Source organism: Stenotrophomonas sp. INTA L402-1 (assembly GCF_059295135.1).
In genome coordinates, this window is the sequence record NZ_JCAFWP010000010.1 from 15,948 (window position 1) to 41,001 (window position 25,054).

The 25,054-nt window shown below is 67.1% G+C and carries 20 protein-coding genes; all 20 read left to right on the forward strand.

Going from position 1 to position 25,054, the window contains the following annotated elements:
* The first annotated feature begins 3 nt into the window (after positions 1-3).
* Entirely contained in the window at positions 4-2,382 is a 2,379-nt protein-coding gene (locus tag AC5O77_RS08045) for a fimbria/pilus outer membrane usher protein (protein ID WP_478057894.1), read from the forward strand.
* On the forward strand, positions 2,379-3,416 hold the full coding sequence (locus tag AC5O77_RS08050; protein WP_478057893.1) for a Csu type fimbrial protein: 1,038 nt from the start codon (positions 2,379-2,381) through the stop codon (positions 3,414-3,416). The genes AC5O77_RS08045 and AC5O77_RS08050 overlap by 4 nt, the downstream gene beginning before the upstream one ends.
* A gap of 289 nt (positions 3,417-3,705) precedes the next feature.
* On the forward strand, positions 3,706-3,924 hold the full coding sequence (locus AC5O77_RS08055) for a hypothetical protein (protein WP_154353600.1): 219 nt from the start codon (positions 3,706-3,708) through the stop codon (positions 3,922-3,924).
* On the forward strand, positions 3,924-4,622 hold the full coding sequence (locus AC5O77_RS08060) for a fimbrial biogenesis chaperone (RefSeq protein ID WP_478057892.1): 699 nt from the start codon (positions 3,924-3,926) through the stop codon (positions 4,620-4,622). The genes AC5O77_RS08055 and AC5O77_RS08060 overlap by 1 nt, the downstream gene beginning before the upstream one ends.
* Positions 4,623-4,841: 219 nt before the next feature.
* Positions 4,842-5,648: a 30S ribosomal protein S2 gene (gene rpsB / locus AC5O77_RS08065; RefSeq protein WP_005408748.1), complete on the forward strand. Its 807-nt coding sequence runs from the start codon at positions 4,842-4,844 to the stop codon at positions 5,646-5,648.
* Positions 5,649-5,774: 126 nt separating this feature from the next.
* On the forward strand, positions 5,775-6,650 hold the full coding sequence (gene tsf, locus AC5O77_RS08070; protein WP_032127939.1) for a translation elongation factor Ts: 876 nt from the start codon (positions 5,775-5,777) through the stop codon (positions 6,648-6,650).
* Positions 6,651-6,907: 257 nt separating this feature from the next.
* Entirely contained in the window at positions 6,908-8,446 is a 1,539-nt protein-coding gene (locus AC5O77_RS08075) for an HDOD domain-containing protein (RefSeq protein WP_478057891.1), read from the forward strand.
* 121 nt (positions 8,447-8,567) lie between these two features.
* The gene (pyrH, locus tag AC5O77_RS08080) at positions 8,568-9,296 is read left to right on the forward strand and encodes a UMP kinase (protein WP_010486325.1); all 729 of its coding nucleotides are present in this window, start codon (positions 8,568-8,570) and stop codon (positions 9,294-9,296) included.
* 96 nt (positions 9,297-9,392) lie between these two features.
* Entirely contained in the window at positions 9,393-9,947 is a 555-nt protein-coding gene (gene frr / locus AC5O77_RS08085) for a ribosome recycling factor (RefSeq protein WP_032127942.1), read from the forward strand.
* A 5-nt stretch (positions 9,948-9,952) separates the two neighbouring features.
* Positions 9,953-10,720 (forward strand): polyprenyl diphosphate synthase, encoded by a 768-nt coding sequence (uppS, locus tag AC5O77_RS08090; protein ID WP_032127943.1) that lies wholly within the window; start codon positions 9,953-9,955, stop codon positions 10,718-10,720.
* Positions 10,717-11,553 carry a phosphatidate cytidylyltransferase gene (locus AC5O77_RS08095; RefSeq protein ID WP_010486331.1) on the forward strand — a complete coding sequence of 279 codons (837 nt, stop codon included), beginning with the start codon at positions 10,717-10,719 and terminating at the stop codon, positions 11,551-11,553. The genes uppS and AC5O77_RS08095 overlap by 4 nt, the downstream gene beginning before the upstream one ends.
* A 2-nt stretch (positions 11,554-11,555) precedes the next feature.
* Positions 11,556-12,746, forward strand: a complete 1,191-nt coding sequence (locus AC5O77_RS08100) for a 1-deoxy-D-xylulose-5-phosphate reductoisomerase (protein WP_049399539.1) — start codon at positions 11,556-11,558, stop codon at positions 12,744-12,746.
* 55 nt (positions 12,747-12,801) lie between these two features.
* Positions 12,802-14,160 (forward strand): RIP metalloprotease RseP, encoded by a 1,359-nt coding sequence (rseP, locus tag AC5O77_RS08105; RefSeq protein WP_032127946.1) that lies wholly within the window; start codon positions 12,802-12,804, stop codon positions 14,158-14,160.
* A gap of 74 nt (positions 14,161-14,234) precedes the next feature.
* A complete protein-coding gene (gene bamA, locus AC5O77_RS08110; protein ID WP_049463624.1) occupies positions 14,235-16,598 on the forward strand; it encodes an outer membrane protein assembly factor BamA in 2,364 nt (787 codons plus the stop codon).
* Between the two features lie 377 nt (positions 16,599-16,975).
* Positions 16,976-17,998, forward strand: coding sequence for a UDP-3-O-(3-hydroxymyristoyl)glucosamine N-acyltransferase (gene lpxD, locus AC5O77_RS08115; protein ID WP_010486339.1), 1,023 nt, complete (start codon positions 16,976-16,978; stop codon positions 17,996-17,998).
* On the forward strand, positions 17,995-18,453 hold the full coding sequence (fabZ, locus tag AC5O77_RS08120; RefSeq protein ID WP_032128326.1) for a 3-hydroxyacyl-ACP dehydratase FabZ: 459 nt from the start codon (positions 17,995-17,997) through the stop codon (positions 18,451-18,453). Before lpxD ends, fabZ begins: the two co-directional genes overlap by 4 nt.
* A 16-nt stretch (positions 18,454-18,469) precedes the next feature.
* Positions 18,470-19,261 (forward strand): acyl-ACP--UDP-N-acetylglucosamine O-acyltransferase, encoded by a 792-nt coding sequence (gene lpxA / locus AC5O77_RS08125; RefSeq protein WP_071228447.1) that lies wholly within the window; start codon positions 18,470-18,472, stop codon positions 19,259-19,261.
* Positions 19,262-19,314: 53 nt separating this feature from the next.
* On the forward strand, positions 19,315-20,517 hold the full coding sequence (gene lpxB, locus AC5O77_RS08130) for a lipid-A-disaccharide synthase (protein WP_100437555.1): 1,203 nt from the start codon (positions 19,315-19,317) through the stop codon (positions 20,515-20,517).
* Positions 20,514-21,182, forward strand: a complete 669-nt coding sequence (rnhB, locus tag AC5O77_RS08135; RefSeq protein ID WP_478057890.1) for a ribonuclease HII — start codon at positions 20,514-20,516, stop codon at positions 21,180-21,182. Before lpxB ends, rnhB begins: the two co-directional genes overlap by 4 nt.
* 218 nt (positions 21,183-21,400) lie before the next feature.
* Positions 21,401-24,991, forward strand: coding sequence for a DNA polymerase III subunit alpha (gene dnaE / locus AC5O77_RS08140; protein WP_478057889.1), 3,591 nt, complete (start codon positions 21,401-21,403; stop codon positions 24,989-24,991).
* Positions 24,992-25,054: the final 63 nt, after the last annotated feature.

Consider the following 25,054-nt stretch of genomic DNA (forward strand, 5'->3'; position numbering starts at 1 on the left):
TTGATGGGCGCGCTGCTTGCTGCCCTGGCTCCTGCGGCGACCCAAGCCGCCGATGTGTCCGGTGCAGCGGCTACCGCCACCGCCGATGTATCAGGCATCTCCGCCGATGCGATGCTGCCACCGCCCACACCGTTGACCGCCAACCAGACGCTGTACCTGGACGTTTCGCTCAACAGCACCCCACGCGGACTGCTGCCTTTCATCGAGAACCGTGGCCGCCTGCAGGCCAGCCCCGACGTACTGCGCCAGCTCGGCTTCAACGCCCACGGCGATGCACCGGTGTACCTGGACCAGATCAGCGGCGCGGTGGTGCGCTATGACGCACGCCTGCAGACCCTGGCGCTGGACGTGCCACTGGACCAGCTGACCCTGCCAACCACCGTGCTCAGCCGCCCGCAGACACGCGCGCCCGCAGGCAGTGCCTCAACCGGACTGCTGCTCAACTACGACGTGTATGGCAGCCGGGTGGATACGCTGGGCAACCTCAGCCTGAGCTCCGAACTGCGCCTGTTCGGCGTCGGCAACGGCACCTTCGAGAACACCGCGGTCAGCCGGCGCTACCAGCAGCCTGGCGACCGTCGCTGGCGAGGGGAGAGCGTGCGCCTGGATACGCGCTGGAGCCTGGATTTCCCCGACCAGGCGATGACGCTGGAGGTCGGCGATTTCTACAGCGGCTTCGTCGACTGGACCCGTCCGGTGCGCCTGGGTGGCCTGCAGATCGGTCGCAACTACGGCCTGCAGCCCTATCGCGTGCTGCCCCCCACGCCCAGTTTCCTCGGCCAGGCGGTGGTGCCGTCCACGGTCGAGCTGTACGTCGATGGCCTGCGCCAGTACAGCGGCCAGGTCCCGGTCGGCCCGTTCCAGCTGGCCGCACAGCCGGGGATCAGCGGCACCGGCAGCGCACAGGTGGTGGTCACCGACGCATTCGGCCGCATGCAGACACTGGATTTCAGTTTCTATGGCACCCAGCAACTGCTGGCCAAGGGCCTGTCGGACTGGTCGGTCGGTGTTGGCCAACTGCGCGAGGACTTCGGCCAGCGCTCCTTCGCCTACGACGACCGCACCGTGGCCAGTGCCAGCTGGCGCGGCGGCATCAGCGATACCTTCACCGGTGAAGCGCATGCCGAAGGCGGCGGTGGCCTGGCCCAGGCCGGCATCGGCGGCGGGTGGCTGCTCGGCGGCGCGGGCGTGTTCAACGCCGCCTATGCGCACAGCAACTACCAGGGCCTGCAGGGTGGCCAGTGGGCGCTGGGTTACAGCTGGAACAACCGCCGACTCAACGTCAATCTGCGCACCGTGCGCAGCCATGGTGATTACCGCGACCTGGGCGCACTGCAGGGCAACCTGCCACCCAGCATCAGCGAACAGGCCACGGTCGGCGCCGACCTGCTGCGGCTGGGCACGCTCAGCGCCAGCTACCTGCGCCTGCGCTACCCCGATGGCGAAGACAACCGCTACGCCAGCCTGTTCTGGTCGCGGACCTGGAGCCAGCGCTGGTCAGCCTACCTCTCGGTGAACCAGAACCTGGACCAGAGTGATGACCGCAGCATCTATCTGTCGGTGACCGCCAGCCTGGGCAACAACCGCCAGGCCAGCCTGTCCAGCCAGCGCAATGGCGACAGCCAGACCTGGGTGGCCGATGTCACCCAGCCGGTGCCCGGCGATGGCAGTGCAGGCGGCATCGGTTGGCGCGCGCAGGTGCGCCACGGCGAGGACGGCAGTGGCGGCCTGGCCGAAGTCGGCATCCTCAATGACGTCGGCCGCTACTCCTTCGGCGCCTCGCGCCAGAGCGGGCTCAACTATGCCTACGGCAGCGCCAGTGGCAGCCTGGTCTGGATGGGCGGGCACGCGTTCGCCACCCGCGAGGTCTCCGATGCATTCGCGGTGATCAGCACCAATGGTGTCGGTGGCGTGCCGGTGCGGCTGGAGAACCGCCTGATCGGCGTCACCGATGATCGTGGCCTGTTGCTGGTCAGCCCGCTGCTGTCCTGGCAGCGCAACCGGGTCTCGATCGACACCCTGGACCTGCCCGAGGACATGCGTGCCGACCGCATCGAGGACTGGGTGACGCCGCGCCAGCGCGCTGGGACCCACGTGACATTCCAGTTGCGCTCGCGGCCCTCTCTGAGCCTGACGCTTCAGAGCATGGACGGGCAGCCGCTGGAAGTGGGCAGCGAAGTGCAGTTGCCCGGCGGACGCCAGGCCACGGTGGGCTATGACGGCCTGCTGTATCTGGAAGACGTCGCTGCCGGCAGCGTGCTGTACATCACCACCAGCCGCGGCCAGTGCCGGGTGAAGGTACCCGAGCAGCCCAAGGTAGTGGCGTCCGGCGCCCGGCCGAAGCCGGCACCGCTGCCGTGCATCCCGGAGGTGGCGCCATGAGAGTGCTGCTGCTCGGCATGCTGCTGTTCGCCGGCCTGCTCGCGGCACTACCGGCCCAGGCGACAGCGGTCTGCACGGCAACCGCGAACCCGACCCTGCCGTTCGGCAACATCAACAGCAACGCTCCCGGCCCTACGGCGGCGACGCTGAACATCACGGTGACCTGCACCACCGCCGCACTGAGCCTGCTGGCCACCACCGGCGTCCGCGTCTGCGTGGGTATCGGCGCAGGCAGTGGCGGCGGCAGCAGCTCCACCTTCCGCACGATGTCCACTTCCACCAGCGACACCATGAATTTCCAGCTCTACAACAACGCCAGCTACGGCCAGGTCACCGGCCTGGTGCCACGCGGCACGCCGCCGGCGCAGGAACTGACCATGAGCTACAACGTGCCGCTGCTGACCGGCGGCAGCGGTGCGCAGTCCGTGCAGCTGTTCGCGCAGATCCCCGCCAACCAGATCCTCGCTTCGGGTGCTTACAGCAGCACCTTCAGTGGCGCCAACGTGGTGCTCACCTGGGCCTGGAACGAAGTCCTGCTCGGCAACGCCACCGTGCCGGCCGCCTGCAACGGCGGCGCAACCGGCACCAACAGCGCCAGTGCGGCCTTCAGCTTCACTGCCACTGCCAACGTGCTGCCGCAATGCGGCAGCTACGTCACCACCAACATGGACTTCGGCAACGTCACCGGCAGCATTTCCGCCAACATCGACCGGACCGCCACGCTCACGCTGACCTGCCTGAAGAACACCGCCTACCAGATCAGCCTCAACAACGGCCAGAACAACCCCGCCGCCTCCACCACCCGGCGCATGGCCACCACCATTGGCAGCGGCACCTACTACCTCCCCTATGAGCTGTACCGCGACGCCGCGCGCAGCCTGCGCTGGGGCAATACCCTCAATGTCGATACCGTTGGCGGCACCGGAAGTGGCAGCGCGCAGCAGCTGACCATCCATGGCCGGGTGCCGCCGGTCACCGGCCAACCCCCGGCCGGTACCTACAACGATCGGGTGCAGGTGACGATCACTTACTGACCTGTGTGCCGACCAACGGTCGGCATCCACCGGGATGGATTGGAATGGTCGGCATCCACCGGGATGGATTGGAATGGTCGGCACCCACCGGGGTGGGTTTGGAATGGTCGGCACCCACCGGGGTGGGTTTCGGTAGATCCACGCCGTGCGTGGATGCGCGCATCCCTCCTGCGGCAGGACCAGTCGACTGGCAGTCGACCCTACAGATTCGGCCGATCCGGCCGATACCGCGCAACGGGTCCTACAGTACGGTGGATGGCAGGTGGTTCGCGCACTTCTGATCGGGGCGATGCTGGTCGCCAGTATGCCCGCGTGGGCCGATCCCGGCAGCACCTCCCTGCAGATCCGGCTGACCGTGGTCGAGGGCTGCAGCAGTGATGCCGGCAACACCCGATGCGCGGCACCGCACCGGAGCAGCGACGCGCCCGAGCTTCCGCAACAGATCCGCGACCTCGCGCCGCCGGCCGACAGCGACGACGCGGCGCCTGCCGTGACCCTCATCTACTGATGCGCATCCTGCTGAGCCTGCTGGCACTGCTGCTGGCACTGCCCGCTGCGGCGCTGGACCTGGTGCCCACCACCCTGCAGCTGCCCGCCGAAGGGGGGCACGGCGAGCTGTGGCTGTACAACCCCGGGCCCGGCCGCTGGCAGGGCGAGGTTCGGATCCTGGCCTGGGAACAGCAGGTCGATGCGGAAAAGCTGCGGCCCAGCGACCAGATCCTGGCCAGCCCCGCCCGGCTCGACCTCCCACCCGGCACCCGTCAACGCATCTGGCTGCTGCCTCGGGAGACGTCGCCCGTTGCCGTCGAGCAGGCCTACCGGGTGATCCTGAGCCCCAGCGGACCGGGCCTGCCACGCTACTCGCTGCCCTTGTTCCGGGGGCATGCGACGCCCCTGGCGCGGCCGGACCTGCATGCCGGGATCGAGCCCGGCACGTCGCAGCCTCTTCTGCGACTGCGCAACGCAGGTTCCGTTCACGCCCGCCTGCACGATCTTGCGTTCGTCGCCGGCGATGGACGCCGCACCCTGCTGCTGCCGGGACTGGCCGGCTACCTGCTGGCGGGCCGGGAACGCCGCTGGGCCCTCCCCGTCCATGCCGACGGCTATGCCGGTGGCCATTTCCAGGCCCGGCTGCGGGACGGCCGCGTGGTCGATCTGACCGCGCCGGACCCGGCAATTGCAGCGAGCGCTCCCAGCGGGCTATAATCGACCGGATTCCTGCCGCCTGCGTGCGCGGGAGACCGTCCACACCGGACGTCACCGGTGAATCCACACCTGCTGCCCCCATCCGTGCCGGGGTGCTCCGCAAGGAGTTCGGCCACGGAGGCAACAGGGAAGCCCAACCCCGGAACCATCCGCGCTTCCACGCGTCCCGCATACCTATCCCGCGGGCGGAATCGCCGGTTCCATATCAGGAGTATTGCAATGCCCCAGGTCACCATGCGTCAGATGCTGGAAGCCGGCGTCCACTTCGGCCACCAGACCCGCTACTGGAACCCGAAGATGGCTCCGTACATCTTCGGCGCCCGCGGCAAGATCCACATCATCAACCTGGAAAAGACCGTCCCGCTGTTCAACGATGCGATGAACTTCATCTCGTCGGTTGCCCAGAAGCGCGGCACCGTCCTGTTCCTGGGCACCAAGCGCAGCGCCCGCGAAACCATCAAGGAAGAAGCCGAGCGTTGCGGCATGCCGTTCATGAACCAGCGTTGGCTGGGCGGCACCCTGACCAACTTCCGTACCGTCAAGCAGTCGGTTGCCCGCCTGAAGGAACTGGAAGCCGGTGAAACCGACGGCACCTTCGAGAAGCTGGTCAAGCACGAAGTGCTGGGCCTGCGTCGCGAGCGCGACAAGCTGGAAGCCTCGCTGGGCGGCATCAAGGACATGAACCGTCTGCCGGACGCCATCTTCGTGATCGACATCGGCCACGAAGACATCGCGATCAAGGAAGCCAAGAAGCTGGGCATCCCGGTCATCGCCGTGGTCGACACCAACTACAACCCGGAACTGGTGGACTACGCCATCCCGGGCAACGACGACGCCATCCGCGCTGTGCAGCTGTACGCCCGCGCCGCTGCCGACGCCGTGCTGGAAGGCAAGGCTGCTGCTCCGCACGCTGCTTCGGTGCGTGAGGAAGAGTTCGCCGAAGCCGCTGCTGAAGGCGAAGAGAAGCCGGCCCGCCGCGCTCCGGCCAAGAAGGCTGCCAAGAAGGGCGACGACGCCCAGGCCTGATCCAGGCCCCGGGGTGGACGCCCGGCGTCCACCCTCCCTGCGCGCAGCCTTTGGCGCGTGACAGGACCGTGTCACACGGGCCGGCCACCATGCCGGCCCAACCCCTTTCTTTCGTGAGGTAATCCCGTGGAAATCACTGCTTCCCTGGTCAAGGAACTGCGCGAGCGCACCGGCGCCGGCATGATGGAATGCAAGAAGGCTCTCACCGAAGCCAACGGCGACATCAACGCTGCTGCTGAAGCCATGCGCAAGTCCGGCGCTGCCAAGGCCGACAAGAAGGCTGACCGCGTGGCCGCCGAAGGCCGTCTGGGCCTGGCCCAGGATGGCGGCAAGGCCGTGCTGGTCGAAGTCAACTCGGAAACCGACTTCGTCGCCAACGATGACAACTTCAAGTCCTTCGTCAATGCCGTCGCCGCTGCCGCCCTGGCATCGGGCGCCAACGACGTCGAAGCCGTGAAGGCTGCCAAGCTGGCCGATGGCCGCACCGTTGAAGAAGCCCGCGCCACCGCCGTGCAGACCCTGGGTGAAAACATCCAGATCCGTCGCATGGTGAAGGTTGATGGCAACAACACCATCGGCGCCTACGTCCACACCAACGGCAAGGTTGGCGTGCTGGTCGACCTGGTCGGCGGCGACGTCGAGCTGGCCCGTGGCCTGGCCATGCACGTGGCAGCCCTGAAGCCGCCGCACAACAAGGCTGCGGACGTCCCGGCCGAGTTCGTCGAGAAGGAAAAGGAAATCGAGCTGGCCAAGATGTCCGAAAAGGACAAGGCCAAGCCGGCCGAGATCCTGGAAAAGATCATCAGCGGCAAGATCAACAAGATCGTCAGCGACGTGACCCTGTACGGCCAGACCTACGTGCTGGGCGACACCACCGTCGAGCAGGTGGTCAAGGCCGCTGGCGCCGACGTGGCGGGCTTCAAGCTGCTGATCGTCGGCGAAGGCATCGAGAAGGTGGTGGAAGACTACGCCGCTGAAGTTGCCAAGGCGATGCAGGTCTGATTCCAGCCTTCCGGCTGTGAAGCGACCAGAAGGAGCCGCGGGAAACCGCGGCTCCTTTTTTACGTATGGGCCAAGGGATGAACCCATGCCCCATCGGTGGGTGCACACCGTTGGTGCGCACTCCGGCACCTTTGCGTTGCGCGCGAATCAAGCCGATACTCGGCGCAGGGAATCCACAGTCACATAGCAGGAACGAAAATCGCGGACTGTGATGCATTCCTAGGTATTCTTGTCCCAATGGAATTGAACGACCCGACATGCCTCCCGAGCTGACAGCTGCCCTGGCGCTCTGCCGCAACCTGCCCTCGCCACCCGGTATTGCCCTGCGCATCATCGAGCTGGCCCAGGACCCGGAAGCGGACATCGCCACCGCCGCCAACATCATCGCCATCGACATGGCGCTGAGCGCTCGCATGCTGCGCATCGCCAATTCGCCGCTGTACGCCAGCCGCCGCCGCATCGAGAACCTCGGCCAGGCGCTGACCATGCTCGGCCTGAATGCCACGATCAGCCTCGCCCTCGGCTTCACCGTCACCCAGGGCCTGACCGGTGGCGGCGGTGCCGACCACGACCTGCGCCAGCGCGCGTGGAAGCGCAGCATTCTCAGCGCCCTGGCCGCCAGCCAGCTGGGCCAGGCGCGCGGCCTGCGCCGGCTGGAGGAACTGATGCTGGCCGGGCTGCTGCAGGACCTGGGCGTGCTGTGCCTGGCCCAGGCCGAATCGGAGCGCTACCTGCCACTGCTGCGCGAAGCCCGTGACAATACCGATCTGGTCGCACGCGAGCGCGAGGAACTGGGCTGCAGCCACGCCGATGTCGGCGCCTGGGTGGCCGAACAGTGGGGCCTGCCGCGCTACCTGGTGGAGAGCATCAGCCACAGCGAGGACGACGACGCTGCCGCCTCGCCGTTCCAGGCCTGCGTACAGCTGTCCGGCGCTGTCGCCGACATCTGGCTGGACGAAGACGCCGATGCCGCCCGCGAACGCGCCCTGCACCAGGTGCATGACCGGCTGGAACTCGACAGCGCCCGTTTCGACCAGGTGCTGACCCGCATCAGCGATGCCCTGCCGGATATCGCCAGCCTGTTCGAGGCCGGCTTGAACTCGCCCTCGCGGGTCCGTGAGCTGATCGACCACGCACAGGAGCTGGCCACCCTGCGCAACCTGCGCGAGCTGCAGGATGCCGATCAGGCACGCCGCCGCGCCGACGAATTCGAGGCGCGGGCCAAGCGCCTGGCCGACCAGGCCCACCGCGACGCCCTGACCGGCGTGCTCAACCGCCGCCAGCTGGAGGCGGTGCTGGAACAGGAGTTCCTGCGCGCCGGGCGCCAGGGCTGGCCGCTGTCGGTGGCCTTCATCGACCTGGACGACTTCAAGAAGATCAACGATGCCCACGGCCACCTGACCGGCGACGAGGTGCTGCGCGCCTTTGCCGGCAAGCTGCAGGGCCAGCTGCGCAACAGCGACACCGTGGCCCGCTTCGGTGGCGAGGAATTCGTCGCGCTGCTGCCCAACACCAGTGAATCGGTGGCGCTGGACGTGATCCGGCGTGTGCTGGCCAACATCGTCGCCACGCCGATGGCCGAGCTGGAGGGAGGCCCGCTGTTCGTCACCTTCTCCGCCGGCGTGGCCACCCAGGGCGGCTACGAACGCTTTGCCGACGTGCAGGACCTGCTGCGCGCAGCCGACGATGTGCTGTACCGCTCGAAGAACCTGGGCCGCAACCGGGTGATCGCCCGCTCCCCCGGCGCCCTCGGCCACGACGAGCTTTCAGCCACCGCCGGCGCCGAGCTGGGCTGAACGGGACGCCCCGCGTGAGCGGGGCGGACGGCAGGATTTCGCGCCGCAGTGCACAAAACACTTTGGCCCAACGCCGCATGCGCGTAGAATCGCCCGCGATTTCCACGCACCCGAGGTCCCTATGTCCAAGCTCGCCTATCGCCGCATCCTTCTGAAACTGTCCGGGGAGGCGCTGATGGGAGATGAGGACTACGGCATCGACCCGAAGATCATCAATCGCCTGGCCCGTGAGGTCATCGAAGCCCAGCAGGCCGGTGCCGAAGTGGCGCTGGTGATCGGCGGCGGCAACATCTTCCGCGGCGCCGGCCTGGCCGCTGGCGGCATGGACCGGGTCACCGGCGACCAGATGGGCATGCTGGCCACGGTCATCAACGCCCTGGCCATGCAGGACGCCCTGGAAAAGCTGGGCGCCAAGGCCCGCGTGATGAGCGCGATCAAGATCAACGACGTGTGCGAGGACTACATCCGCCGCCGCGCCATCCGCCACCTGGAAAAGGGCCGCCTGGTGATTTTCGCCGCCGGCGTCGGCAGCCCGTTCTTTACCACCGACTCCGGCGCCGCGCTGCGTGCGATCGAGATCGGTGCCGACCTGCTGCTGAAGGCCACCAAGGTCGATGGCGTGTACGACAAGGACCCGAACAAGCACAGCGACGCGGTCCGTTTCGACAGCCTGAGCTACGACGAAGTGATCCGCCGCGGCCTGGAAGTGATGGATACCGCGGCCTTCGCACTGGCCCGCGACAGCGACCTGCCGATGCGCGTGTTCGACATGGGCCAGCCGGGCGAGCTGCTGAAGATCCTCAGCGGCGAGAACATCGGCACCCTGGTCCAGGGCCGCGACCCGGCCTGAGCCTGAGCGCCAGGCGAGCTCCGGGCCGATTCTGGCCCGGCAGCGTCCCGTATTCGCCTATAATCGCCCGATTCCAGTTACACCCAGGACCGGGCGATGCTCAACGACATCAAGAACAACGCGCAGACGCGCATGGCCAAGAGCATCGACGCTCTGAAGCACACCCTCACCTCGATCCGCACCGGCCGCGCCACCCCGGCCCTGCTGGACCGCGTCACGGTCAGCGCCTATGGCAACGCCAGCACCCCGCTGAACCAGGTCGCATCGATCTCCAACGCCGATGCCCACTCGCTGCTGGTCACGCCGTTCGACAAGAGCATGATCAAGGAGATCGAAAAGGGCCTCTACAACGCCGAGTTCACCCCGAACACCCTGGGCACCGCGATCCGCATCAACATGCCGCCGCCGACCGAAGAGCGCCGCAAGGAGCTGGCCAAGCAGGTGCAGAAGGAAGGCGAAGGCGCCAAGATCGCGATCCGCAACATCCGTCAGGACGCAAACAAGGAAATCGCCAAGCTGGTCAAGGACAAGGCGATCAGCGAAGACGAGAAGAAGCGCGGTGAGGACGACATCCAGAAGTTGACCGACACCAACATCAAGGACGTCGACAAGGTCGTTGCCGACAAGGAAAAAGAACTGCTGTCGGTCTGAAGTCGATGCCTTCAGTCCCGCCTCCGTTGCCGGCCGCCCTGCCCCGCCACATTGCCATCATCATGGATGGCAATGGACGCTGGGCACAGCAGCGCCGTCGTCCGCGCGTGATCGGCCACCGCGCCGGCGCGCGTGCGGTCAACCGCACCATCGAGCGCTGCCTTGAGCTGGGCATTCCGGCGCTGACCCTGTTCGCGTTTTCCAGCGAGAACTGGGGCCGGCCGCAGGAAGAAGTCGATGCGTTGATGAAGCTGTTCCTCGGCGCGCTCGACCGCGAAGTGGACGAGCTGCATCGGCGCGGCGTGCGCGTGCGCTTCATCGGCGAGCGCGAACGCTTCGGTGCCGGGCTGGTCAGCCGCATGCAGCTGGCAGAGCAGCGCACCGCAGACAACACCACCCTGACCCTGTCGATCGCCGCCAGCTACGGTGGCCGCCAGGACATCGCCCGTGCCGCGCGCGCGCTGGCCGCTGAAGTCGCCGCCGGCCGCCTGCTGCCCGAACAGATCGACGAATCGCTGCTGGGCAGCCAGGTCGCCCTGGCCGACCTGCCGCCACCGGACCTGTTCATCCGCACCGGTGGCGACACCCGCATCAGCAACTTCCTGCTGTGGCAGCTGGCGTACACCGAGCTGTGGTTCACCGAGGCGCTGTGGCCAGACTTCGATCCCGCCCTGCTGCAGCAGGCGCTGGACGCCTACGGCAGCCGTGAGCGTCGTTTCGGCCTGACCAGCGCCCAGATCGCCGCACTGGCCACCGAGACTTCCAGCCCATGACCAAGACCCGAGTCCTTGCCGCGCTGATCATGGCGCCGGTCGCCATTGCCGCGATCCTGCTGCTGCCGACCCAATGGCTGGCAGCGGCGGCCGCTGCGGTGCTGCTGATCGGCCTGTGGGAGTGGCTGAAGCTGGCCGGCATCGAAGACACCCTGGCGCGCACCGTGCTGCTGGTACTGAACCTGCTGCTGATGGTGCTGCTGGTGTGGGCCGATGGCAGCACGCTGGTGCTGTTCCAGATCACCACATTGGCCGGTGTTGCCTGGTGGCTGGCGGCGCTGGTCTGGCTGCGCTTCTTCAATTTCGGCGCGCAACCGTCGGCACCCTCGCGCATCGTGAAGATGCTGGCCGGAACGCTGGCCATCGTTCCGGCCTGGGCCGCGCTCGTGCTGATCCATGCGGGCGGCGATCCGCCGGGCAAGCAGGGCCACCTGTGGCTGCTGGCTGCGCTGGCACTGGTCTGGGCGGCCGATTCGGGCGCCTATTTCGCCGGCCGTCACTTCGGCAAGCACAAGCTGGCCCCGCGCATCAGCCCCAACAAGACCTGGGAAGGCCTGTTCGGCGGCCTGCTGGCCGGTGTCGCCGTGGCCGTCGGCCTGGGCTGGCTGGCCGGCATCGATACCGCACACCTGCCGGGCCTGCTGATCACTTCGGTGGTGGCCGTATTCGCCTCGGTGCTGGGTGATCTGTTCGAAAGCCTGATCAAGCGCCACGCGGGCGCCAAGGACTCGGGCCACCTGATTCCGGGCCATGGTGGCGTACTCGACCGTGTCGACGGCGTCCTGGCTGCAGTGCCGGTGTTCGCACTCGGCAAGGAAATCTTCGGGTTCTGACCATGAATGCTGTCGCAGACCTGCGCCGGGTCGCCGTATTCGGCGCCACCGGCTCGATCGGTGCCTCCACGCTGGACGTGATCGCCCGCCACCCGCAGCGCTACCAGGCCACCGTGCTGGCCGCCGGTCGTCAGGTGCAGGCGTTGCTGGCACTGTGCCGCCAGCACCGGCCCGCGCACGCGGTGATCGCCGACGAATCGCTGTTCGCTGAGCTGCGCGATGGCCTGCGCGATGCCGGACTGGCCACCGAGGCGCATGCCGGCCATGCCGCGCTGGACCAGCTGGCCGCCAGCGATGCCTGCGACACCGTGGTCGCCGCCATCGTCGGTGCGGCCGGGCTGTCTTCCACCCTGGCCGCCGCCGCCGCGGGCAAGCGCATCCTGCTGGCCAACAAGGAATCGCTGGTGCTGGCCGGTGAGCTGCTGACCCGCACCGCAGAACGCGCCGGCGCCGAGATCATCCCGATCGACAGCGAACACAGCGCGATCTTCCAGTGCCTGCGCTCGCGCGATGCCAGCGTGGATGGCGCCGGCGTGCGCCGCATCCTGCTGACCGCCTCCGGCGGCCCGTTCCGTGGCCGCAGCCGCGCCGAACTGGCCCAGGTCACCCCGGCCCAGGCCGTTGCCCACCCGAAGTGGTCGATGGGGCCGAAGATCTCGGTCGATTCGGCGACGTTGATGAACAAGGGCCTGGAAGTGATCGAGGCCCACCACCTGTTCGGCATCCCCGGTGAGCGCATCGAAGTGCTGGTGCACCCGCAGAGCCTGGTCCACTCGCTGGTCGAGTTCGTGGACGGCTCGACTCTGGCGCAGATGGGCCTGCCGGACATGCGCACCACACTGGCCGTTGGCCTGGGCTGGCCACAACGCATTGAATCGGGCGTATCCGGGCTGGATCTGCTGGCCCAGGGCCGGCTCGATTTCGAGGCCCCGGACACCGACGCCTTCCCCTGCCTGGCCCTGGCCTGGCAGGCGATGCAGGCCGGCGGCACCGCCCCGGCGGTGCTGAACGCTGCCAATGAAGAGGCGGTTTCAGCGTTTCTTCAGGGCCGGATCGGTTTCCTGACCATCCCGGAGCTGGTTGCTAACGCTCTTTCAACACTGCCGACCCAGCCAGCCGATACACTGGAGGTCCTGTTGTCCGCCGACCAGCGGGCACGCCAGCTGACCCTGAACGCCATCGACGCCGCCTGAACGACCGCCTCGCCCAGCATGACGACGCCGCCCCTGCCCGCCACTGTGAGCCTGCATGACTGACTTCATCGGATCGGTCTGGTGGATGATTGTCAGCCTCGGGCTGCTGGTCACGTTCCACGAGTTCGGGCATTACTGGGTCGGGCGCCTGTGCGGGGTCAAGATCCTGCGCTTCTCGGTCGGCTTCGGCCGGCCGCTGTGGTCGCGCCGGGACAGGCACGGCACCGAGTTCGCCATCGCCGCCATCCCGCTGGGCGGTTATGTGAAGTTCCTGGACGAGCGCGAGGTCGAAGTGCACCCGCACGAGCGCGGCCAGGCCTTCAACCACAAGACCGTCTGGCAGCGCATCGCCATCGTCGCCGCCGGACCGATCGCCAACCTGCTGCTGTGCATCCTGCTGCTGTGGGCGATGTTCGTGATCGGCAAGCAGGATTATTCGCCGACCATCGGCCGTGTCAGCGGCATCGCCGCCAGCGCCGGCCTGACCAGCGGCGACCGCGTGCTGCGCGTGGACGAGCGCCCGGTGGTCACCCTCGGCGAGGCCAGCATGGCGCTGACCGCCGCCGCGATGGACCGCCGCGACGTGAAGCTGGAAGTGCTGGACCCGGCCGACCAGGTGCGCGTGCGCAGCCTGCCGCTGTCGCAGCTGCCCCCCGGCTTCGATGAACGGCGCGTGCCGATCCTGGCTGGCCTGTACTGGCAGTCGTGGCTGCAACCGGCGCTGGTCGAGTCGCTCACCGCGGACTCCGTGGTGGCCGGGCAGCTGCAGCCGGGCGATCTGATCGTAGCGATCGACGGCCAGCGCATCGACGGCGCCGACCAGGTCATCGGCGAGATCCAGACGCTGGGCCGCGCCGGCGGCCCGGGCATGATCGAGGTCCTGCGGGGCGGCGAGCGCCTGGCGCTGGAAGTCACCCCGCGCCAGGGCAAGGATTCAAAGGGCGAGCCGATCTGGCAGATCGGCGTGCAGTTCCCGACCTCGTTCAGCCCTCCCTACGACACCCTGCTGCGCTATGGCCCGCTCGACGCGGTCACCGTGGCCGTGCGCGAAACCGGCCGCCTGGCGGCCGATTCGCTGGGCATGATGGGCCGCATCGTCACCGGCAAAGCCTCGCTGCAGAACGTTTCCGGGCCCGTCACCATCGCCCGGGTAGCCAACATCTCGGCCAAACGCGGCCTGGACTGGTTCCTGCAGTTCCTTGCCCTGCTGTCACTCAGCCTGTGCATCATCAACCTGTTGCCGATCCCGATCTTGGACGGCGGCCACCTGCTGTATTACCTTATCGAGTTGGTCAAGGGCAGCCCGCTGAGCGAGCGTGCCATCGCCGCCGGCCAGTACATCGGCCTGGCGTTGCTGGCCGGGCTGATGGGGTTGGCGTTCTACAACGACATCCTCGGCCTGGTCCCGCGATGAACTTTTCCACGTTGTTGCCGTCTACAGCGTCGGCATCCCGCACCAATGAAATCGACCTTCCTACCGGACGTGACATGACGCGACTCCCCAATCGCCGCCTGCTGGCCCTCGCCCTCGCCGCCGTCACCGGCGCTCCCGCCCTGGCCCAGGCAGCCGAGCCCTTCACTGTCAGCGACATCCGCGTGGATGGCCTGCAGCGCATCAGCTCGGGCACGGTATTCACCTACCTGCCGGTGGAGCGTGGCGAGACGGTCACCGACAACAAGGTCGGCGAGACCATCCGCGCCCTGTACAAGACCGGCTTCTTCGAGGACGTGCAGCTGGACCGCCAGGGCAGCATCCTGGTGGTGACCGTCAAGGAACGCCCGGCGATCAACAAGCTGACCGTGACCGGCAACAAGGACATCAAGTCCGAGCAGCTGCTCAAGGGCCTGTCCGACATCGGCCTGACCGAGGGCGGCACCTTCGATCGCCTGAGCCTGGACCGCGTGACCCAGGAACTGCGTCGCCAGTACAACGACCGCGGCAAGTACAACGTCGAGATCACCCCGACGGTGAGCCCGCTGGACCGCAACCGCGTGGACATCGCGATCGCCATCAAGGAAGGCAAGGCGGCCAAGATCCGTCACGTCAACCTGGTCGGCACCGAGAAGTTCGAGAGCAAGGACATCCTGGAGACCTGGGAGTCCAAGGAGCACAACTGGGCATCGTGGTACCGCCGTGACGACCAGTACTCCAAGGAAAAGCTGTCCGGCGACCTGGAAAAGCTCAATTCCTGGTACCTCGACCGCGGCTATGTCGACTTCAGCATTGATTCGACCCAGGTGTCGATCAGCCCCGACAAGCGCGACATGTTCCTCACCGCCGGCGTGACCGAAGGTGCGCAGTACAAGATCTCCGAGATCAAGGTCAGCGGCGACACGATCCTTCCGCAGGAGGACGTCGAGCGCATGGTGATCCAGAAGTCCGGCGACACGTTCTCGCGTGCGCTGCTGGAATTCAGCTCGGACACCATCACCAACTCGCTGTCCAACATCGGCTACGCGTTCGCCAAGGTGAACCCGATCCCGACCACCAACCGCCCCGAGCAGACCGTGGCGATCAACATGCAGGTCGTGCCCGGCCCGCGCGTGTCGGTGCGTCGCATCCTGTTCCGTGGCAACACGCGTACGTCCGACGAAGTGATGCGTCGCGAAATGCGCCAGTTCGAGAACAGCTGGTACTCGCAGGCCGCGATCGACCGCTCCAAGATCCGCCTGCAGCGCCTGGGCTACTTCGAGTCGGTGGACGTTGAAACCCCGGCCGTGAGCGGCAGCAACGACCAGGTCGACGTCGTCTACAACGTCAAGGAAACCACGTCCGGCAGCTTCGTGTTCGGCCTGGGCTACTCGCAGTCCTACGGCATGACCACCTCGGTGCAGCTGTCGCAGAACAACTTCCTCGGCGGCGGCAACCGCGTGTCGGTCGAAGCCTCGCGCAGCAGCTACCTGCAGCGCTACGGCTTCAGCTACACCAACCCGTACTTCACCGATGACGGCGTGTCGCTGGGCTACAACCTGTCCTGGCGCGAACTGGACTACTCCGACTTCAACACCGCGCAGTACAACAGCACCAATGGTTCGGCGCAGGTGGTGTTCGGCGTGCCGATCACCGAGACCGATACCGTCTCGCTGATGTTCGGCATCGACAGCAACCAGATCACCACCTACCAGGGCTCGACCCCGCAGTCGATCATCGACTACATCAACGCCGTCGGTAGGCGCACGTTCCATGCCTGGCGCACCGAGCTGGGCTGGGCGCGTGACTCGCGCAACGACTACTTCATGCCGACCCGCGGTACCTACCAGCGCATCGGCCTGGAAACCACGCTGCCGGGTTCGACCATCGAGTACTACAAGCTGAACTACCAGATCAGCAAGTACTGGCCGATCATGCCGTCGCTGGTGATCAACACCCGTGCCGAAGTGGGCTACGGCGATGCCTATGGCAACGACTACACCCGCACGCTGACCAACCCGGACGGCACCACCCGTACGGTGACCGCCAGCGGCCTGCCGTTCTTCGAGAACTTCTACGCCGGCGGTACCAACTCGGTGCGCGGCTTCGAAGACAACACCCTCGGCCCGCGCGAAGTCACCAACGGCTACCCGGAAGGCCAGCCGCTGGGTGGTTCGCTGAAGACCGTCGGTTCGGTCGAAGCCTACTTCCCGCGCCTGTTCGACAGCCCGTCGGCACGCGTGTCCGCCTTCGTCGACTTCGGTAACGTCTACAACGGCACCAAGAACTTCAAGGCCAACGAACTGCGCGTGTCCACCGGTGTGGCCCTGCTGTGGCGCGCCCCGGTCGGCCCGATCTCGATCAGCTACGCCTTCCCGCTGAAGAAGGAAGACGATGACAAGATCGAACGTCTGCAATTCACGTTCGGTGGCCAGTTCTGAGGAACGTCGCTCCTCAGAACTGATCCACCTCCGGTGAATTGCCCGCGCATTTCACCTATCCCCCGCGCCGTTGGCGCGCCCCCCTTAACAAAGGGGGGCTCTCCACCAGACGGGATGCGAAGCGCCGGGCATTGCCCGGCGTTTTCGTTTTACTTGCTCGCCGCCCGCCGTTACTTCCCGCGCTCGCGTGAAATCATCTGGTGATGGCGCAGGGGGCTGACCAGGACCGTTGGCGCCATGGATGGCGCCATCGAGCCCCCAGGGATGGGTTTACGGCGTGTCCTGGGCAGCCCCCTGCGCCATCACCCCGGGACATCAGGCAGGCGCCGCTTTTGACCCCGCATGACCGCAATGCCGTCACACGTTAAACTCCCGCCGTGAATACTCCCACCTACACCGCCCAGCAACTCGCCGAGCAGTTCGGCCTGCAGGTCCACGGCGACCCCGCCACCGCCATCCATGGCGTGGCCACCCTCGCCCATGCCGGTCCTGGCCAGCTGACCTTCCTCGCCAACCCGCGCTACCGCGCCCAGCTGGCCGACAGCCAGGCCTCGCTGGTAGTCCTGCGTGCCGACGACGCCGAGGCCGCCCCCGGCGCCGCGCTCGTGGCCAAGGACCCGTACACCACCTTCGCCAAGATCGCCGCGCTGTTCGACATCGCGCCGACGCGCCCGCCGGGCATCCACCCCAGCGCCGTCATCGATCCCAGCGCGCAGGTCGCCGCCAGCGCGCATATCGGCCCGTTCGTCTCCGTCGGCGCACGCAGCGTGGTCGGCGAAAACTGCATCATCGGCACCGGCAGCGTGATCGGCGAAGACTGCAGCCTGGACAACGGCTGCGAACTGATCGCGCGGGTCACCCTGGTCACCCGGGTCAAGCTCGGCAAGCGGGTTCGTGTGCATCCCGGTGCCGTGCTCGGCGCCGATGGCTTCGGCCTGGCCATGGACGCCGGCAAGTGGATCAAGGTGCCGCAGCTGGGCGGTGTGCGCATCGGCGACGATTGCGAGATCGGCGCCAATACCTGCGTCGACCGTGGTGCGCTGGAAGACACCGTGCTGGACGAAGACGTGCGCCTGGACAACCTGGTGCAGATCGCGCACAACGTGCAGATCGGTGCGCACTCGGCCATCGCCGGCTGCACCGGCATCGCCGGCAGCGCCAAGATCGGCCGCTACTGCCTGCTCGGCGGCCACGTTGGCGTGGTCGGCCACCTCGAGATCTGCGACAAGGTCGTGATCACCGGCAAGTCGGTGGTCCGCAATTCCATCCATGAGCCGGGCGAGTACTCGTCCGGCACCCCGTTGACCGACAACCGCACGTGGCGCAAGAACGCCGCGCGCTTCAAGCAGCTGGACGCATTGGCTCGCCGCGTCCTGGCTGCTGGCAAGGAGAAAGAATGAACGACACGCTGCAGCTTCCGATCGACGTCTGCCAGATCCAGGAACTGCTCCCGCACCGCTACCCGTTCCTGCTGGTGGACCGGGTGCTTGAGCTCGACATCGACGCCAAGCGCATCCTTGCGCAGAAGAACGTCAGCATCAACGAGCCGTTCTTCCAGGGCCACTTCCCGGGCCGCCCGATCATGCCCGGCGTGCTGATCATCGAAGCGCTGGCGCAGGCCGGTGGCGTGATGACCCAGCTCACGCTCGGCCGTGACTCGCAGTCCAAGCTGTTCTACATGGTCAAGGTGGAAAACGCCCGCTTCAACAAGCAGGTCGTTCCCGGCGACGTGCTGATGCTGGATGTGCAGATGAAGCGCCTGATCCGCAACATGGGCTGGTACTACGGCGAAGCCAAGGTCAACGGTGAAGTCGTTGCCTCGGCCGAAGTCATGTGCGCCGGCGCCAAGGGCTGATCCACTGGAGGCAGGAATGACTGACAACGCACCGCGGATCCACCCGACCGCCGTCATCGACCCGGCCGCGCGCCTGGCCGATGACGTCCAGGTGGGCGCGTTCACCCTGATCGGTGCCGATGTGGAAATCGGTGCCGGCACGGTGATCGGCCCCCACTGCAGCATCCACGGCCCGACGAAGATCGGCCGCGACAACCGCTTCATCGGCCACGCAGCCGTCGGTGGCGAACCGCAGGACAAGAAGTATGCAGGGGAGCGCACCGAGCTGGTGATCGGCGACCGCAATGTGTTCCGCGAGTTCGTCACGCTGAACCGCGGCACCGGCGGCGGCGGCGGCATCACCACCATCGGCGACGACAACTGGATGCTGGCCTACACGCACGTGGCGCATGACTGCCATGTCGGCAACTTCTGCGTGTTCTCCAACAACACCACCCTGGCCGGCCACGTGACCGTGGGTGACTACGTGATCATCAGCGGCTTCGCCGGGGCCCACCAGTTCTGCCGGATCGGCGCGCATGCCTTCCTCGGCATGGGCGCGCTGACCAATGGCGATGTTCCGCCGTTCACCATGGTCGGCACCGATTCGTTGGGCCGCCCGCGCGGCATCAACAGCGAAGGCCTGAAACGCCGCGGCTTCGACACCGAGCGCATTTCCGCCATCAAGCGTGCCTACCGCACGCTGTACGTGGCGGGCCTGCCACTGGCCGAAGCCAAGGTGCAGCTGACCGAACAGGCACGCGACAGCGATGACGTGAAGGCCATGCTGGACTTCATCGAGCACGCCGAGAGGCCCTTGCTGCGATGAGCAGCACGACCGGCCAGGCGCCGGCCGGCGCCGCCGTGATTCCGCTGGCCTCGATGGCCGGCAGCGTCCCCGCGCAGCGGGTGCTCAGCGAGCGCCCGTTGCGGATCGCACTGGTGGCCGGTGAGGCCTCTGGTGATCTGCTGGGTGCGGGCCTGGTGCGCGAACTGAAGGCACGCTTTCCAAATGCCGAATTCGCCGGCATCGGTGGCGATGCCATGCGCAGCGCCGGCTGCCTGACCTGGCACGATGCCAGCGAGCTGGCGGTGATGGGCCTGACCGAAGTACTGCGCCACCTGCCACGCCTGCTCAAGCTGCGTTCCGCGTTCCGCCAGCGTGCGCTGGAATGGCAGCCGGACGTGTTCATCGGCATCGACGCGCCCGACTTCAACCTGGGCATAGAACGCTGGCTGAAGCAGCGCGGCGTGCGCACCGTGCATTACGTGAGCCCCTCGGTCTGGGCCTGGCGCGAGAAGCGCGCCGAGAAGATCGGCAGCAGCGCCGACCTGGTGCTGTGCCTGTTCCCGATGGAACCGCCCATCTATGCCAAGCACGGCATCGACGCGCGTTTCGTTGGCCATCCGATGGCCGATGACATCCCCCTGCAGGGCAACCGCGAGGAAGCGCGCGCCGCGCTTGGCCTGCCGACGTCGGCCAAGGTGCTGGCGGTGTTGCCAGGCAGCCGCCTGGGCGAAATCTCGCGCCTCGGTGAACCCTTCTTCGAAGCCGCCTGGCAGGTCTCCGAGCGCATCCCCGGCCTGCACGTGGTGGTGCCTGCCGCCAACCCCGCCTGCAAGCGGCTGATCGAAGAGCAGCTGTCGCGCTCGGCGCTGCCGGTCGCGTACTCGCATGTGCTCGACGGCCAGGCGCGCAACGCCATGATCGCGGCCGACGTGGTGGTGCTGGCGTCCGGTACCGCGACCCTGGAGGCGATGCTGGTGAAGCGGCCTATGGTGGTCGGCTACCGTGTCAACGAGCTGACCTACCGTCTGGTCAAGGCATTCGGCCTGATCAAGGTCGACCGCTTTGCCCTGCCCAACATCCTGGCCGGCCAGGACCTGGCACCGGAGCTGATGCAGCATGACTGCACGCCGGACAAGCTGGCTGCGGCCATCCAGCAATGGTTCGACCACCCGCAGCGGGTGACCGACCTGCAGGACACCTATGCCCGCCTGCATGAGCGCCTGCGCCGCAATGCGTCGGCACGTGCCGCCGACGCCGTCGGCGAGCTGCTGATGCGCGACCAGGCCCAGGCATGAGCCGCCGCCATGCCGCAGCGGTCAGCCTGACCCTGTTCGATGGCGCGGCGGTGGTCGAGCCGGAGCGCCTGGTCGCCGGCGTCGACGAAGCCGGTCGTGGCCCGCTGGCCGGGCCGGTCGCGGTGGCGGCCGTGGTGTTCGACCCGGCACGGCCGCGCATCAACGGCCTGGACGATTCCAAGCAGCTGACCGCGGCGCGCCGCGAGCAGCTGCATGACCGCATCATCGAGCGCGCCCTGGCCTGGCATGTGGTGCTGGTGGACGTGGACACCATCGACCGTCTGAACATCTACCAGGCCACCCTGCAGGGCATGCGCGACGTGATCGCAGCGGTCGCCCACGTGGCCGGCTTCGCGCGCATCGATGGCAACGTGGTGCCCAAGGGGCTGGTACTGCCGGCGCAGGCGCTGGTCGGCGGCGATGGCATCGACCGCGCGATCATGGCCGCCTCGATCCTGGCCAAGGTCTCGCGCGACCGCTACATGCAGGAGGTGCATGCCCGCCATCCGCAGTACGGCTTCGAGCAGCACAAGGGCTACGGCACCCCGGCCCACCTGGCCGCCCTGCGCGAGCACGGCCCCTGCGTGGAGCACCGGCGCAGCTTCGCCCCGGTGCGCGAGTGCCTGGAAACAGCGCCAGCCCCCGCGATCACAGCCATCGCTTGAACAACGGCTGCCGGGTATCGTCCGGCGCTTTCACGGCAATGTGAACGCCTCCGCTAGCGCCGGGCCATGCCCGGCGACATTCGCGCAATCGGCGCACCGTCAAGTCCTTGTCGCTTCCCCCTGCCCTCGCTACCCTGACCGGGCACTCCAGCGCATCCCGACCCCGGCGACGATCTTCCGTCAGCACCCGGGGCCCGCGCGCTCCAACCTGGTCCGGCATGTCCAACTCCCGCTTCATACATCTCCACGTCCACACCGAGTTCTCGCTGGCGGACTCGACCATCCGCGTGCCGGCCAAGCCCGACCAGGCGGACCCGAAGAAGGCCAAGCAGGCCAACCTGCTGTCGCGCTCGGTCGAGCTCGGCCTGCCCGCGCTGGCGGTGACCGACCTCAACAACCTGTTCGCCCTGGTCAAGTTCTACAAGGCCGCCGAAGGCGTGGGCATCAAGCCGATCGCGGGCGCCGACGTACTGATCGCCGAGGAAGGCCAGGACCCGTGGCGGATGACCCTGCTGTGCCGCGATCGCGAAGGCTACCTGAGCCTGTCGCGGCTGCTGACCCGCGCCTGGATGGAAGGTCATCGTCCGGAAGGCGGCGTGGCCGTGCACCCGGACTGGTTGAAGGCCGGCAATGCCAACCTGTTCGCGCTGGCCGGCCGGCAGAGCCTGGCCGGGCGCCTGGCGTTGGACGGCAAGCATGAACTGGCCGAGCAGCAGCTGGCCGACTGGCAACGCGTGTTCGGCGACGGCCTGCACCTGGAGCTGACCCGCACCGGCCGCGAGGGCGAGGAAACCTTCAACCAGTTCGCGCTGATGGCCGCCGGCCAGCGTGGCCTGCCGGTGGTGGCCAGCAACGACGTGCGCTTCCTGTCGCCGACGGATTTCAGCGCGCACGAAGCGCGCGTGTGCATTTCCACCGGCCGCGTGCTGGACGACCCCAAGCGCCCGCGCGAATACAGCGACCAGCAGTACCTGAAGTCGGCCGAGGAGATGTGCGCGCTGTTCGCCGACATCCCCGATGCGATCGACAACACGCTGGCGCTGGCCGAGCGCTGCAACATCGAGATGCGGCTGGGCACCTACTTCCTGCCCAACTACCCGGTGCCGGACGACGAGACCCTGGACACCTGGATCCAGAAGATGTCGCGCGATGGCCTGGAAGAGCGCCTGGAGAAGAATCCACTGGCGCCGGGCAAGACCCGCGAAGAGTATTTCGAGCGCCTGGAGTTCGAGCTCAACACCATCATCAAGATGGGCTTCCCGGGCTACTTCCTGATCGTGGCCGACTTCATCCAGTGGGGCAAGAACCAGGGCATTCCGATCGGCCCCGGCCGTGGTTCGGGTGCCGGTTCGCTGGTGGCCTGGGCGCTGAAGATCACCGATCTGGACCCGCTGCCGTACAACCTGCTGTTCGAGCGCTTCCTCAATCCGGAACGCGTGTCGATGCCCGACTTCGACATCGACTTCTGCATGGACCGCCGCGACGAGGTGATCGACTACGTTGCGCGCAAGTACGGGCGCGAGCGCGTCAGCCAGATCATCACCTACGGCACCATGGCCGCCAAGGCGGTGGTGCGCGACTCCGGCCGCGTGCTCGGTTTCCCGTACGGCCTGGTCGACGGCGTCTCCAAGCTGATCCCGAACATCCTCGGCATCCACCTGAAGGATGCGCTGGGCAAGGGCAAGGAAGGCCCGAGCTCGGAAATGGCCTCGGCCGAACTGATCCAGCGCTACGAGACCGAGGACGATGTCCGCGACCTGATCGATCTGGCGCTGCAGCTGGAAGACCTGACCCGCAACGCCGGCAAGCACGCCGGTGGCGTGGTGATCGGGCCCGAACCGCTGAGCGAGTTCTGCCCGCTGTACGCCGAACACGACGAGAACGGCCTCGGCAAGAACCCGGTCACCCAGTTCGACAAGAACGACGTGGAAGAAGTGGGCCTGGTGAAGTTCGACTTCCTCGGCCTGCGCACGCTGACCATCATCGACTGGGCGGTGAAGGCGATCAACAAGCGCCATGAGCGCGCCGGCATTCCGCCGGTGGACATCGCCGCGATCCCGCTGGACGACACGCCCACCTACAAGGACATCTTCGCCAACGGCAATACCGGCGCGGTGTTCCAGTTCGAATCCTCGGGCATGCGCCGCCTGCTGAAGGACGCGCGCCCCGACCGTTTCGAAGACCTGATCGCGCTGGTGTCGCTGTACCGCCCCGGCCCGATGGACCTGATTCCGTCCTTCAACGCGCGTAAGCACGGCCAGGAAGAAATCATCTATCCCGATCCGCGCACCGAAGCGATCCTGAAGGACACCTACGGCATCATGGTGTACCAGGAGCAGGTGATGCAGATGGCGCAGATCGTCGGCGGCTACTCGCTGGGCGGCGCCGACCTGCTGCGCCGCGCGATGGGCAAGAAGGTGCCGGCCGAAATGGCCAAGCACCGCGAGATCTTCCGCGAAGGTGCGGCCAAGGACGGTGTGGACGAAGCCAAGGCCGATGCGATCTTCGACCTGATGGAGAAGTTCGCCGGTTACGGCTTCAACAAGTCGCACGCCGCTGCCTATGCACTGGTCAGCTACCAGACCGCGTGGCTGAAGCGCCACTACCCGGCTGAGTTCATGGCGGCCACGCTGTCCTCGGACCTGGACAATACCGAGAAGGTGGTCGGCTTCCTGGACGAAGTGCGCAACCTCGGCCTGACCGTGCTGCCGCCGAAGGTGAACCACTCGGCCTTCATGTTCGAAGCCGTCACCCCGGACACCATCCAGTACGGTCTGGGCGCGATCAAGGGCGTCGGCCAGGGTGCCTGCGAAGCGGTGGTGGACGAGCGCCTGAAGGGTGGCGACTACAAGGACCTGCTCGACTTCTGCACCCGCGTCGGATCGGCCAAGCTCAACCGGCGCACGCTGGAAGCGATGATCAACTGCGGCGCACTGGATGAGCTCGGGCATAACCGCGCCTCGCTGATGCTGCAGCTGCCGGAAGTGATCAAGGCCACCGACCAGATGGCGCGCGAACGTGCGTCCGGGCAGAACTCGCTGTTCGGCGGCCCCGACCCGAGCGCGACCACGATCCAGCTGGACCTGCCCGAAGCCGAGGAATGGCCGCTGCTGCAGCGCCTGAACGGCGAGCGCGACACGCTGGGCTTCTACCTCAGCGGCCACCCGTTCGATCCCTGGCGCGACGATGTGCGCGACCTGGTCGGCAACGACCTGGGCTCGGTGGAGAAGATCTGGAGCGCCAACAGCGGTGGCGGTGGCGGCGGCGAAAAGCGCTGGCGCCCGGAAGTGCAAACCGTGCTGGCCGGCCAGGTGGTCGGCGTGCGCCGCAAGGGCGAGAGCCAGATCTTCATCCAGCTCGAGGATGGCCGCGGCCGCGTCGAGTGCAGCGCATTCTCCGACGCGATGGCCGAGTTCGGCCACCTGATGACCAAGGACCGCATCCTTGTGGTCAAAGGTGGCCTGCGCGAGGACGAGTTCAACGGCGGCTTCGCGCTGCGCATCCGCCAGTGCTGGGACTTCGACGAAGTCTGCGCAAACTACGCCACGCGGCTGTCGCTGCGCCTGGACCTGCGCCAGCAGCGCCCGGTCTGGGAACGCATTGATGCGCTGCTCGACCGCCATCGCCCTGGCCGCACGCCGCTGCGCCTGGACCTGCTGCTGAAGGGTCCGCAGGGCGGTGTCGCCGGCATGCTCGATGTGTCCGGGCAGAGCGCGGTACGCATCGATTCCAAGCTGATGGAGGCGCTGCGCGCCGACCCGGCCGTGCGCACCCTGAAGGTGCGCTACAGCCCGCCGTGGGCCAGCTGAAGCTGGCTCCCTGGTTTTGCTGAAACCCCTGCTTTCCCGTTCCATGTATCAAGGACGATTGCC